The 11761-nt window shown below is 62.2% G+C and carries 12 protein-coding genes and 1 other RNA gene; 8 read left to right on the top strand and 5 right to left on the bottom strand.

Annotated elements, in window-relative coordinates; all coding sequences use genetic code 11:
* Both ssrA and smpB read right to left on the bottom strand, forming a co-directional pair.
* Window positions 1-265: a transfer-messenger RNA gene (gene ssrA, locus VJR68_RS12450) on the bottom strand; the annotation flags it as partial.
* A 231-nt stretch (window positions 266-496) separates the two neighbouring features.
* Window positions 497-991, bottom strand: a complete 495-nt coding sequence (smpB, locus tag VJR68_RS12445; RefSeq protein WP_324148034.1) for an SsrA-binding protein SmpB — start codon at window positions 989-991, stop codon at window positions 497-499.
* Between the two features lie 82 nt (window positions 992-1073).
* Between smpB and VJR68_RS12440 the strand changes: the two genes are divergently transcribed.
* Together VJR68_RS12440 and VJR68_RS12435 are read left to right on the top strand one after the other, a co-directional pair.
* A complete protein-coding gene (locus tag VJR68_RS12440; protein WP_324148032.1) occupies window positions 1074-1505 on the top strand; it encodes a type II toxin-antitoxin system RatA family toxin in 432 nt (143 codons plus the stop codon).
* Window positions 1498-1773: an RnfH family protein gene (locus VJR68_RS12435; RefSeq protein ID WP_324148031.1), complete on the top strand. Its 276-nt coding sequence runs from the start codon at window positions 1498-1500 to the stop codon at window positions 1771-1773. Before VJR68_RS12440 ends, VJR68_RS12435 begins: the two co-directional genes overlap by 8 nt.
* Window positions 1774-1787: 14 nt before the next feature.
* Here VJR68_RS12435 and VJR68_RS12430 read toward each other — a convergent pair whose 3' ends face one another.
* A complete protein-coding gene (locus tag VJR68_RS12430) occupies window positions 1788-2267 on the bottom strand; it encodes an outer membrane protein assembly factor BamE (protein ID WP_324148029.1) in 480 nt (159 codons plus the stop codon).
* 74 nt (window positions 2268-2341) lie between these two features.
* Between VJR68_RS12430 and fur the strand changes: the two genes are divergently transcribed.
* Complete coding sequence (fur, locus tag VJR68_RS12425) at window positions 2342-2761, top strand: ferric iron uptake transcriptional regulator (protein ID WP_324148027.1); 420 nt, start codon at window positions 2342-2344, stop codon at window positions 2759-2761.
* A 342-nt stretch (window positions 2762-3103) separates the two neighbouring features.
* On the opposite strand, the gene VJR68_RS12420 is transcribed toward fur, so the two are convergent.
* Entirely contained in the window at window positions 3104-4693 is a 1590-nt protein-coding gene (locus VJR68_RS12420; RefSeq protein ID WP_324148025.1) for an MASE1 domain-containing sensor histidine kinase, read from the bottom strand.
* Window positions 4694-4777: 84 nt separating this feature from the next.
* Between VJR68_RS12420 and VJR68_RS12415 the strand changes: the two genes are divergently transcribed.
* Window positions 4778-5413, top strand: a complete 636-nt coding sequence (locus VJR68_RS12415) for a response regulator transcription factor (RefSeq protein ID WP_324148023.1) — start codon at window positions 4778-4780, stop codon at window positions 5411-5413.
* 72 nt (window positions 5414-5485) lie between these two features.
* Here VJR68_RS12415 and recN read toward each other — a convergent pair whose 3' ends face one another.
* Window positions 5486-7156, bottom strand: coding sequence for a DNA repair protein RecN (gene recN, locus VJR68_RS12410; RefSeq protein WP_324148021.1), 1671 nt, complete (start codon window positions 7154-7156; stop codon window positions 5486-5488).
* A 162-nt stretch (window positions 7157-7318) separates the two neighbouring features.
* Between recN and hrcA the strand changes: the two genes are divergently transcribed.
* From hrcA to VJR68_RS12390, 4 genes are all read left to right on the top strand, one after another.
* Complete coding sequence (hrcA, locus tag VJR68_RS12405; protein WP_324148019.1) at window positions 7319-8374, top strand: heat-inducible transcriptional repressor HrcA; 1056 nt, start codon at window positions 7319-7321, stop codon at window positions 8372-8374.
* An 84-nt stretch (window positions 8375-8458) separates the two neighbouring features.
* Window positions 8459-8995: a nucleotide exchange factor GrpE gene (gene grpE, locus VJR68_RS12400; RefSeq protein ID WP_324148017.1), complete on the top strand. Its 537-nt coding sequence runs from the start codon at window positions 8459-8461 to the stop codon at window positions 8993-8995.
* A 146-nt stretch (window positions 8996-9141) separates the two neighbouring features.
* Complete coding sequence (gene dnaK / locus VJR68_RS12395; RefSeq protein ID WP_324148015.1) at window positions 9142-11082, top strand: molecular chaperone DnaK; 1941 nt, start codon at window positions 9142-9144, stop codon at window positions 11080-11082.
* Window positions 11083-11142: 60 nt separating this feature from the next.
* A complete protein-coding gene (locus VJR68_RS12390) occupies window positions 11143-11721 on the top strand; it encodes a TMEM175 family protein (RefSeq protein ID WP_324148013.1) in 579 nt (192 codons plus the stop codon).
* The last annotated feature ends 40 nt before the right edge of the window (window positions 11722-11761 follow it).

The following is an 11761-nucleotide window of genomic DNA, read 5'->3' as shown; positions in this document are numbered from 1 at the left end:
CGACAGCACAGAGTGCGAGGCGCATCGAAGGACCAGCCCGCTTGATTTAACCCTGGCCGGCAGGCGGCAGCTTTGGGCGATCCTGTGATAATGACCCTACATCCACTAGCACAGGCACACGTGGGTTCGGGGCTAGGCCTTAAGCGGCCAGAGCGTAGTTGTCGTCGTTGGCAACTATAAGTTTGCGGCTGGATTAACGAGGAAAGCTGCCCCCTCGGCATGCACCAAGCTATCTCACTACCCCCGTCGAAGCCAGAACACCCCCGGGGAAAAGATCGCTTTAGCTCGTTGATTATATATGGTGATTGCGGTGTGCGATATCAATGTTTTGCGCGGGTAGGGTGGTTTGCACTTGGTGGAGTGCATGTATGCCACTGAGATGTTCAATCGTGTTTGGTTGATTCCTGCGTTGCCGGATGCGAGCGTTGCTCGCTTTACCCCACCCCGGCCCTCCCCTGCGAGCAGGGGAGGGAGTGCATGGCGTGCTCGAAGACGATCAGGCGGCGCGATTGTGCGAACGCATGGTGCGCTGTTTTTCGCGTTGCCAGTCGCGTTCCTTGTCGGCGTTGCGCTTGTCGTGTTCCTGCTTACCGCGCGCCAGGCCGATTTCCACTTTGACCTTGTTGCCTTTCCAGTACATGGCGATCGGTACCAGGGTGTAGCCCTTGCGTTCTACCGCGCCGATGAGCTGGTCGATTTCCTGGCGATGGAGCAGCAGCTTGCGGGTGCGGCGGTCGACCGGTACCACGTGGGTGGAGGCGCTGATCAGTGGCGGGATGGAGGTGCCTACCAGGTAGATCTCGTTCTTCAGCACCACGGCGTAGCCGTCGCCGAAGTTGATGCGGCCGGCGCGCAGGGCTTTTAGCTCCCAGCCTTGCAGGGCGATGCCCGCCTCGAAGCGCTGGTCGATGTGGTACTCGTGCCGGGCGCGCTTGTTGAGGGCGATCGTGCCGCCGCTTTCTTTTTTGTCTTTGTCCTTCGCTTTTGCCATGTCCGTTAAACTTTGTCTCGGTCGCCCCCGAGCAGACTGCTTCTGGACGGGCCCGACCTTAGATTCTTGTGATGAGGGTGCCGTGATCCAAATCCGCCGCAGTGCCTTGGTGAAATTCTCGCCGGCGCAGATGTTCGACCTGGTCAATGAGGTCGAAGCATACCCAAAGCGCTTCGCTTGGTGTGCCAGTGCCGAGGTGATCGAGCGGGGAGACAACATGCTGGTGGCGCGGCTGGATCTCAAGTTCGCCGGGTTCCATCACAGCTTCACCACGCGTAACACCATCGACCGTCCACGCCGCCTGCAGGTGAGTCTGGTGAACGGGCCGTTCCGCAGCCTGGATGGTTTCTGGGATTTCATCCCGCTCGGCACGGACGGCTGCAAGGTCGCGCTCGAGCTGGATTTCGACTATGCCGGTCGCCTGGGCGGCACGGCGCTGAAGCTGGGTTTCCAGGGCCTCGCCAGTCGCATGGTGGACGATTTCTGCCGCGAGGCGGACAAGGTCTATGGCTGACCGCATCACGGTGGAAGTGGTTTGCGCCACGCCGGAACGCCAACTGCTACGCCGGGTTAGCTTGCCGGCCGGGAGTTCGGTGCTGAAGGCAGTGGAGGAGTCCGGCATTTTGCAGGCGATGCCGGAGGTGCCGTTCGATGCATCGCGCCTGGGGATCTTTTCCCGGCGCGTGGCCCCTGATGAGGTGCTGCAGGATGGCGACCGGGTGGAAATCTACCGGTCGCTTACGCTGGATCCGAAAGACGCGCGTCGGCGCCGAGCGACGTAAGGCGAGCCAGGCGCTTAGTGGCCGCCGTTGTCGCCACCGTTATCGCCGCCACTGTCACCACCGCTGCTATCGCCGCCAGCGCTGCCGCTCTTGTCGCCGGAGGTGTCGTTGACGTCGTATTTGGTCTTGTACTTGTTGCTCTGCTGCACCAGCTTCTGGGCATCCTGGAAGTACAGGTTGCCTTCGGTGCGCACCAGCACGTCGTTGTTGAAGTAAAGGCTCATGGCGTTGACCTTCATCTTCTCGCCACGATGCGAATACGTGGAGACGTAATCCCAGCGGTTCTGGTTGAACGGGGTGGAGACGGAAGGCGTACCGAGCAGCACCAGCACCTGGCGCTTGGTCAGACCCGGCTTGAGCTGGTCGGCAAGATTCTTGTCGATGGTTTTATCGAAAAGATTGCCCTGGGCGACATCGGGGGTATACACGAGATGACAGCCGGCGAGAGAGAGTGCCAGCGTGGCATAGCCCAGTGTGCGGATCAGCTTTTGCATTCGTAGTGCGTCCGGATCGTGAAGGGGTCGATGATACACTAAGGGTCGATTTGACCGTGTATCGGGAGCTTGCGATGGAGCAGGAAACTCAAGAACTCCGTAAAGCCGGGTTGAAGGTGACTCACCCCCGGATGCGCATTCTCCAGATCTTCGAAGAAGACGGCGCCCGCCACCTGACGGCCGAAGACGTCTACAAGAAGTTGCTTGCTCATCAGGAAGATATCGGCCTGGCGACCGTGTACCGGGTGCTGACCCAGTTCGAGGCCGCCGGCATCCTCAGCAAGCACAACTTTGAGGGCGGGCAGGCGGTGTACGAACTGGATCGCGGCCAGCACCACGATCACATGATCGACGTTGACAGCGGAAAGGTGATCGAGTTCGTCAGCGAAGAGATCGAACGCTTGCAGCGTGAGATAGCGGCCAAGCACGGCTATGAGATTCAGGACCATAGCTTGGTGCTGTATGTGAGGCCGTTGGGGAATCGCAAGAAATAGGCGGATTGGGGTGAGGCGTCGCCGAACCCCGACATGTCCATCAGGATGGCGATGTTGGGGTTCGCACCCCAACCTACGCGACAGGCATAAAAAAAGCCGCGGGAGGACTCCTGTCCACCCTGCGGCTTACCGTTGTCTCTTGACTGCTATGTATCGGAGTTGCTCCAGATACGCGCATATGTCCAGACTCCGGCGGAGTGGCATCCTGCCACTCTTCGAGTCCACCGTCCCCACGGTTGACTCGTGCTCACCGTCTCGCGACGGCGGCTCCCCCACATCGATGGGACTGATCCTAACGAAGCCTTTACGGAGCTGGTATTGGAAAATTTCCTAGTTACAGTGTCACAAGTCACTGGTTTCACGTTTTGCAATGCTGCTTCGCAGCAAAATCCGCAGGTGAACGCCCTGGTGATCCGGCCGTAAACGGAACAATCCGCCCAGGGAAGTAACGCGGTCGCGCATGCCCTGCAAGCCTCTCCCGCCACGTGGCACCCGCTCGGGCAGGCCTACGCCGTTGTCGCGAATATCCAGCAAGGCCATTGCTGCACCTGCACGCTCGCCGATGCGCAGGCGCAGCCGAAATTCGGTGGCCTGGGCGTGCTTGACCGCGTTGGTGGCACTTTCCTGGGCCAGGCGGTAGATTGCGGTGCGGATGTCTTCCTCCAGCATGCGCGGATCGCCGTGCAGTTCGGTGTGGTAGATCATGCCGGCGGTGGCGAGCAGGTCGCGGATGGGGCCTTCGTCCAGGGCGCGCATCAGGCCGAACTCGTCCAGCACGGCGGGGCGCAGGTCGTCCATCACCCGATGCAGGGCGCGCCGCATGTGCGCCAGGATGCCGTTGATGGAGGTGCCGATGTCCTCCATGCCGGCCTGCTTGAGGCGGTTCTGCGCCAACTTGACGTGGGTCTGGATGGCGGTGAGGTTCTGGCCCAGCTCATCGTGCAGTTCGGCCGCCATGTGACGGCGCTGGTTTTCTTCTGTTTGCAGGTTGCCGCGGGCCGCGTCGCGCAGCTGGCGGGCGAGATGATCCAGGCGCCGGTTCACGGCGGCAAGGTAGACGTTCTGTTCCGCCATGCGCGCGCTGCTGCGGCGGAGCGCATCGGTGGCCGAACCGAGCATCAAGGCGCCGGTACCGGCGACGGCCAGGAACATATGCGAGGAAGCTGTCGGGATGACGTGGGTGAAGACGCGGTCGACCACCGCCATGCCCAGGCTCGATACCAGCATGGACAAGCTGGCACCGCGCCAACCATGGCGGAACGCGAAGAACAGCACTGGGGCCAGCGAGAGGATGCGCGCGAACTCGCGCTGCGGAGCGGCTTGCTCGGTAAGGATCAACAGGATCACCAGTGCCGGCAGCATCACCAGCAAGCCATCCATCAATAGCTCCGACACCTCCTGCTTCGACGGACGCGTGCGCCACAACATGATCAGCGGCGGCACGATCAGCAGCAGGCCGACGTAATTGCCGAGCATCTCGTTGCCGAAGCCTTCCAGCAGACCGGTCGAAGGCAACTCGCTGAGCAAGGCCATCATCAACGCGTCGGTGGCGGTGGCGACCGCACCGGTAAAGCCGCCGGCGAGCAGCAGGCGCGAGACTTCTTCCGGGTCGCGCATGTTCGGCCGCAGGTTCGCGCGGCGCAGCAGTCCCAGGCATAGCGCCACAGCTAGCGGCTGCGGCAGATCGCCGAAGAGGAAGGTCTGCCAGTCCGGCGTGTAGCCGTACCAGTATTCGATCGATACGGCGGCCACCAGCTCGGCACCGATCAACCAACCCCAGTAACGGAATGGCGACAGCAGCAACACGCCGAAACGCAGGCCGAATTGCAGGGTCCAGTCCGGCTGCGTGGTGGGCCAAAGCAGTCCCCAGAGCAGACCGTAGCCGAGACCGACCATGGGGCCGGAGGTGAGGAAGGAGAGTTTTAGGCGCATGCGCCGATGTTAGCGAGCGGTGGGCGGTCTGTGACGTTCGGCGGCCAGGCTGAGCGAAGGAAAAGATTTGCTAGAGTGCCGCTCATGCACAGCATTGTTCTGGTCGACGACCACGCCATAGTCCGCGAGGGGTTCAAACGGCTCATTGAAATGGAGCCGGATCTCGAAGTGGTAGCCGAATGCCGCAACGCCGACGACGCGGTGGAGGCGATCAGCCAGACGCGCCCGGATCTGGTTGCGCTGGATCTTTCGTTGCCGGACGGCAGTGGTTTGCCGTTGATTGAACACCTGCGCAGCGTTGCCACCGGCACGCGCATCGTGGTGTTGAGCATGCACGATGGCGAGCCTTATGTATCGGAAGCCTTGCGGCGCGGTGCGAGCGGTTACGTCACCAAGGGCGCGGCGCCGGAGGAGTTGGTAGCCGGCTTGCGTGCGGTGATGCGCGGTGAGCAGTTCCTCAGCTCTGATTTGCGGCAGCGGCGTGCGGAGCGTCCCAACGACACGCTTGATCCCATCGACCGGCTTACTGCGCGCGAGCACGAAGTGTTTTTGCTGCTGGCGGCAGGGCGTGCGCCGAAGCAGGTGGCGGCGGAATTGGGGATTGGGCAGAAGACGGTATACATCCACCGCGCGAGTTTGATGGGCAAGCTGGGGGCGGGGTCGGAGCTGGATCTTTATCGCATCGCGAGCGAGCGGGGGTTGTTGCAGCCAAGGCCGTAGGTTGGGGTGCGAACCCCAACGTTGCCATCTCGATCAGGATCATGATGTTGGGGTTCGCACTCCAACCTACGATCAGGCTTGTGCCTGCTCCAGCATCTTTTTCGCATGCGCCCGCGTCTCGCGGGTGATTTCCACGCCACCCAGCATGCGCGCCAACTCGTCGCGGCGGCCTTCGGTATTCAACACTTCAATACGCGTATGCGTGGAACCGCCGGAAGCATGCTTGCTCACACGCAAATGCGCATGACCTTGTGCAGCCACTTGCGGCAGATGCGTCACGCATAACACCTGGCAACGTGAACCCAACGCACGCAGCTTTTGGCCGACCACTTCGGCGACGGCGCCGCCGATGCCGGTATCGACTTCGTCGAATACCATGCAGCCGATGGTGTCCTTGCCCAGTGTCGCCACTTCAATCGCCAGACTGATGCGGGCGAGTTCTCCGCCCGAGGCGACCTTGCGCAAGGGGCGCGGTGGTTGGCCCGGGTTGGCGCTTACCAGGAGTTCACAACGTTCGCGGCCTTGCGGATCGGGATCGCTGTTGTCGGCGACTTCCAACGTTACCTGCAGCACGCCGCCGGCCATGCCGAGTTCGCCCATCAGTGCGCTGACTTCCTTGCCGAGACGCTTGGCCGCGGTTTGTCGGGCTTTGCTCAGCGCTTCGGCAGCCTTGTCGTAGTCGCGCTGCAGTTGCGCGCGTTGTGCGTCGAGGCGTTCGAGTGCATCGCCGGCGTTTTCCAGTTCGGTCAGCTCGTTTTGTACAGCTATGCGCTTGGCGTCGAGTTCGGTGACATGCAAGCGATGCTTGCGCGATAGTTCATGCAGACGCGTCAGGTGCGTGTCGACTTCGGCGTAGCGCTCGGGGTCGAGATCGACATCCTGCGCATAGCGGCCAAGGCCGTCGACGGCCTCGTTGAGCTGGATTTGCGCGTTGTCGAGCAGCTCGAGCAGCGGGGCGAGGCGATCGTCCAACGTGGCGAGACGGCTGAGTTCCGTATGTGCGCGGGTAAGCGAAGAGCGCAAGGCAAATTCGCTATCGCCGTCGAGCAGGTCGACCACGCCGGTGACGCCTTCGACCAGTTTGCCGGCGTTCGCCAGCCGCTTATGGCTGTTTTCCAGGTCTGCCAGTTCGGCGGCAGGCAGTGCCCACTTTTCCAGTTCGGAAAGTTCATGGCGCAGCAATTCCAGGCGATGTTCGCGATCTTCGCCGCCGGCCAGCTTGCGGATGCGGGCGCCGACGTCGCGCCACTGCTGGGCAAGGTCGCGCACTTGCGCCACGCGTGCTTCGTTTTCGGCGTAGGCATCGAGCAGGTTCATTTGATGCGTGCGTTCCAGCAGCGCCTGGTGCTCGTGCTGGCCGTGGATTTCCACCAGCAGTGCGGCCAGTTCGCTCATCTGGCCGATGGTGGCGGGGCGGCCGTTGATCCAGGCGCGCGAGCTGCCTTCGGTGCGGATGACGCGGCGCAGTTGGCAGGTGCCGTCTTCGTCCAGCTCTTCGCGCTTGAGCCAGTCGTGCGCCTCGGGCAAGTTGGCCAGGTCGAACTCCGCCGCCAGCTCCGCACGATCGCTGCCGGCACGCACGATGCCGCTGTCGGCACGTGCGCCGGCCAGCAACATCAGGGCATCCACTAACAGGGACTTGCCCGCGCCGGTTTCCCCGCTGACGACGGTCAGGCCCGGACCAAAAGCAAGATCGGCTTCTTCAACGACGGCGAGATGGCGGACGTAAAGGGAGGTGAGCATGAGGTGAGGGCGGCAGTGGTCGTACGAATTGTAAGTGGGAACGGGAAACTGGGAATGGGGAGGGTGCACCTGTCGTGGCCTTGGCGCTGCCCGATTCCCCCTTTCTTGCTTTCTTTACCGCCAAACCTTATTTGTTAGGCGTCTCACGGATTGCCACAGCGCATGTCACGCCACCCTGGTCACGAACTCGATACCCGCGCGCGGCGCTTGCTGCGCACGCTGATCGCCCAGTATCTGGTCGATGGTGAACCCGTCGGTTCACGTACATTGTCGCGTTCCTCCGGCCTGGACGTGAGCCCGGCAACCATCCGCAACATCATGGCCGATCTGGAAGATGCCGGCCTGGTAGCCTCGCCGCATACCTCAGCCGGACGTATTCCTACCCCACGCGGGTTACGTCTGTTTGTCGACAGCCTGATTGAGTTGCAGCCGCTCGCACGCGACGAAATGGTGCGCTTGCAACGCGAGCTGCCGCCCGGCCCGACGACGGTGCGCGACCTGGCCGGCAATGCCTCGGCGCTGCTGTCGGCCATGACGCATTTCGCCGGCGTGGTGATGGTGCCGCGCCAGACCGATTTCCCGTTGCGCCACATCGATTTCGTGCCGCTACCTGAGGCGCGCGTGCTGGTGATCCTGGTGTTCTCCGACAACCAGGTGCAGAACCGCGTGATCCAGTTGGCCAAGCCGTTGGAAGGGCGGGTGCTGGAACAGGCGGCCAACTACATCAACGAGCATTTCATCGGCCTGCGCGTCGATGACATCCGCGCGCATCTCCTGCGCGAAATACGCGAGGCCAGCAGCGAATTGCATCAGCTGCTTTCCCGAACCGTAGAGCTGGCTGCAGCATCGTTTGCGCCCCAGGATGAGGATGTGCTGGTCAGCGGCCAGACCAACCTGATGGCTTATTCGGAGCTGGGCAACCTGGAACGTTTGCGCGATCTGTTCGAGGCGTTCCAGAAGAAAAACGAATTGCTGCAGCTGATGGAAACCTGCGCCAAGGCACCCGGTGTGCGCTTGTTTATCGGCGAGGAATCGGGGTTTGCTGCGCTGGATGGTTGCAGCGTGGTGACCGCCAGTTATGGTGCCCAGGGCCGACTGCTGGGTGCGGTCGGTGTGATTGGTCCCACGCGCATGGCTTATGATCGCGTGATTCCGGTGGTGCAGGCCACCGCCCGCCTGCTCAGTGATGCCTTGAATCGCGCTGCGACGGCCCTATAAGGGGCGGTTGGGAGGCGGGTTTACCCGCAAGGTTTTGTAATGGTCGGCAGCTTTGCCGGCCCAGGACGATGTTTGGAGTCATTCATGCACAACAGCGATTCGCAGTCGCCCAATGAGATGCCGGAAACGGCCGCGGAGTACGCCGCTATGAGCGATGAACTCGATACGCTCAAGGCCAAGGTGGCCGAGCTGGAAGCGAGCAACCAGGAACTGCGCGATACCGTGCTGCGCGAAAAGGCCGAGCTGGAAAACCAGCGCCGCCGCCTGCATCGCGACCTGGAACAGGCACGCCGTTTCGCCAACGAAAAGCTGCTCAACGACCTTTTGCCGGTGTACGACAGCCTCGAGCGCGGCCTGGCGGTGGAAGGCGGCGACGTGGCTGCGATCCGCGAAGGCCTGAGCCTCACCCTCAAGGAACTGCTGCGCGTCGCCGGCAACAATGGCCTGGTGCAGGTCGATCCGCTCGACCAACCGCTCGACCCCGAGCGCCATCACGCGGTGAGCATGGTCGATGCCCCGGGCAAATCGCCCGGCACGGTCGTGGCCGTGCTGCAGAAAGGCTATGTCCTGAATGATCGGTTGTTGCGCCCGGCACTGGTGTCGGTAGCCAAGGACGACTGAGCGAGGAGAGCCTGTTCAATGTTGAACGGACTCTAGCAATTCCAGTACTGCAGGGTTTACCTGGTATTGAACGCCTTTCGCCAGAACCCCATCTGACAACCAGTCGCGGCGAGGGGCCGCATTCAAAGTTTTCCGGAGCACACATCATGGGCAAAATCATTGGTATCGACCTGGGCACGACCAACTCGTGCGTCGCCATCATGGATGGCAGCAGCACCAAGGTGATCGAGAACTCGGAAGGCGATCGCACCACGCCGTCCATCGTCGCCTTCACCAAGGACGGCGAAGTGCTGGTCGGCGCCCCTGCCAAGCGCCAGGGCGTCACCAATCCCAAGAACACCTTCTACGCGGTGAAGCGCCTGATCGGCCGCAAGTTCACCGATGCGGAAGTGCAGAAGGACATCCACATCGTGCCGTACGGCATCATGGCGCACGAAAACGGTGACGCCTGGGTGCAGACGTCCGACGGCAAGAAGATGGCGCCGCCGGAAGTCTCCGCGAAGGTGCTGATGAAGATGAAGAAGACCGCCGAGGATTACCTCGGTGAGCCGGTCACCGAAGCGGTGATCACCGTGCCGGCGTACTTCAACGATAGCCAGCGCCAGGCGACCAAGGACGCCGGCCGCATCGCTGGACTGGACGTGAAGCGCATCATCAACGAGCCGACCGCGGCCGCGCTGGCTTATGGTTTGGACAAGAAGGGCGGCGACCGCAAGATCGCGGTGTACGACCTCGGCGGCGGTACGTTCGACGTGTCGATCATCGAGATCGCCGAAGTCGACGGCGAGAAGCAGTTCGAAGTGCTGGCCACCAATGGCGATACGTTCCTCGGCGGTGAAGACTTCGACAAGCGCGTCATCGATTACCTCATCGAAGAATTCAAGAAGGATCAGGGCATCGACCTCAGCAAGGATCCTCTCGCGCTGCAGCGCCTGAAGGATGCGGCCGAGCGCGCGAAGATCGAGCTGTCGTCCTCGCACCAGACCGAAGTGAACCTGCCGTACGTGACGGCCGATGCTTCCGGTCCCAAGCATCTGAACATCAAGCTCACCCGCGCCAAGCTGGAAGCGCTGGTGGAAGACCTGGTCAAGCGCACCATCGAGCCGTGCCGCACCGCGCTCAACGACGCCGGCCTGCGCGTGTCGGACATCCAGGAAGTGATCCTGGTCGGCGGCCAGACCCGCATGCCGAAGGTGCAGGAAGCGGTGAAGGATTTCTTCGGCAAGGAGCCGCGCAAGGACGTCAACCCGGACGAAGCCGTCGCCGTGGGCGCCGCGATCCAGGGCGGCGTGCTGGGCGGTTCGGTGAAGGACGTGCTGCTACTCGACGTCACCCCGCTGTCGCTCGGTATCGAAACCATGGGCGGCGTGATGACCAAGTTGATCGAAAAGAACACTACGGTACCGACCAAGGCCTCGCAGGTGTTCTCCACCGCCGACGACAACCAGACCGCGGTGACCGTGCACGTGCTGCAGGGTGAGCGCGATCGCGCTTCGGCCAACAAGTCGCTGGGCAAGTTCGACCTGGCCGGCATCGATCCCGCACCGCGCGGCATGCCGCAGATCGAAGTGACCTTCGACATCGACGCCAACGGCATCCTGCACGTGTCGGCCAAGGACAAGAAGACCGGCAAGGAACAGCGCATCGAGATCAAGGCCGGTTCCGGCCTATCCGATGAGGAAATCCAGCGCATGGTGGCCGACGCCGAGACGCACCGCGAAGAGGACAAGAAGTTCCAGGAGCTGGTGAGCACGCGCAACAAGGCCGACCAGCTGGTGCACGCCACGCGTGGCGCGTTGAAGGAGCACGGCGGCAAGGTGCCGGGTGCGCAGCTCAGCGAGATCGAAGGCGCGCTGTCGGATCTGGAGAAGGTGAAGGACGGCGAAGACAAGGCCGCCATCGAAGCCAAGATCCAGAAGCTGGAGCAGGTGGCGCAGTCGCTCTACGCCGCGGCCCAGGCCGGTCACGCAGATGCAGGCGCTGGCGCCGGTGCGCAGCACGGCCCGGGTCCGGGCGGCTCCGCCCAGCCGGACGACGTGGTCGACGCCGAGTTCACCGAGGTGAAGAACGACCGCAAGTCGTCGTAAAGTAACCGACAGGAAGACGAGCGCCATGCGATGGCGCTCGTTTTTTTTGGGAGGATGGCGATGGAAAAGGGGCGGCTCGAAGCGTTCAGCGATGGGGTACTTGCCATCATCCTCACCATCATGGTGCTGGAGCTGAAAGTGCCGCACGGCGACGGCTGGCAGGCTTTGCTGCCACAGTGGCCGGTGTTCCTGAGCTACGTATTGAGCTTCATCTACGTTGGCATTTACTGGAACAACCACCATCACTTCCTGCATGCTGCCAAGAAGATCAATGGCAGCGTGTTGTGGGCCAACCTGCATCTGCTGTTCTGGTTGTCGCTGATGCCGGTGACCACGGGATGGATGGGCGAAAACCACTTTGCCCAGCTGCCGGTGGCGTTGTATGGCTTCGTGTTGCTGATGTGTGGCTTGGCGTGGCAGCCATTCCAGCGCAGTCTGATTGCAGCCAACGGCGGCGCAGCCTCCCTGCTGGCGCAGTCGGTAGGCGGTGACTGGAAAGGCTGGCTTTCCATCGCCATGTATGTGTGCGGCATCCTGCTGGCGTTCGTGGCGCCGTGGGGGTCGTGTGTTCTTTATGCCACGGTGGCTGCGATCTGGTTCATTCCCGATCGGCGCATCGAATCGCGGATCATGAAATGAGCAAGCGTGACTATTATGAAATTCTGAGTGTCGACCGCAC

This window comes from Dyella sp. (assembly GCF_035277725.1).
Lineage (GTDB): Bacteria > Pseudomonadota > Gammaproteobacteria > Xanthomonadales > Rhodanobacteraceae > Dyella_B.
The sequence above is the reverse complement of the archived record's forward strand: the minus strand, read 5'-3'. Positions and strand labels throughout refer to the sequence as shown.

Excerpts from the sequence above, each read along its gene's own strand:
- recN (WP_324148021.1), bottom strand. The coding sequence starts at position 7,156 with ATGCTCACCTCCCTTTACGTCCGCCATCTCGCCGTCGTTGAAGAAGCC.
- VJR68_RS12430 (WP_324148029.1), bottom strand. The coding sequence starts at position 2,267 with ATGCAAAAGCTGATCCGCACACTGGGCTATGCCACGCTGGCACTCTCT.
- VJR68_RS12390 (WP_324148013.1), top strand. The coding sequence starts at position 11,143 with ATGGAAAAGGGGCGGCTCGAAGCGTTCAGCGATGGGGTACTTGCCATC.
- VJR68_RS12415 (WP_324148023.1), top strand. The coding sequence starts at position 4,778 with ATGCACAGCATTGTTCTGGTCGACGACCACGCCATAGTCCGCGAGGGG.
- hrcA (WP_324148019.1), top strand. The coding sequence starts at position 7,319 with ATGTCACGCCACCCTGGTCACGAACTCGATACCCGCGCGCGGCGCTTG.
- dnaK (WP_324148015.1), top strand. The coding sequence starts at position 9,142 with ATGGGCAAAATCATTGGTATCGACCTGGGCACGACCAACTCGTGCGTC.
- VJR68_RS12420 (WP_324148025.1), bottom strand. The coding sequence starts at position 4,693 with ATGCGCCTAAAACTCTCCTTCCTCACCTCCGGCCCCATGGTCGGTCTC.
- smpB (WP_324148034.1), bottom strand. The coding sequence starts at position 991 with ATGGCAAAAGCGAAGGACAAAGACAAAAAAGAAAGCGGCGGCACGATC.
- fur (WP_324148027.1), top strand. The coding sequence starts at position 2,342 with ATGGAGCAGGAAACTCAAGAACTCCGTAAAGCCGGGTTGAAGGTGACT.
- VJR68_RS12435 (WP_324148031.1), top strand. The coding sequence starts at position 1,498 with ATGGCTGACCGCATCACGGTGGAAGTGGTTTGCGCCACGCCGGAACGC.
- grpE (WP_324148017.1), top strand. The coding sequence starts at position 8,459 with ATGCACAACAGCGATTCGCAGTCGCCCAATGAGATGCCGGAAACGGCC.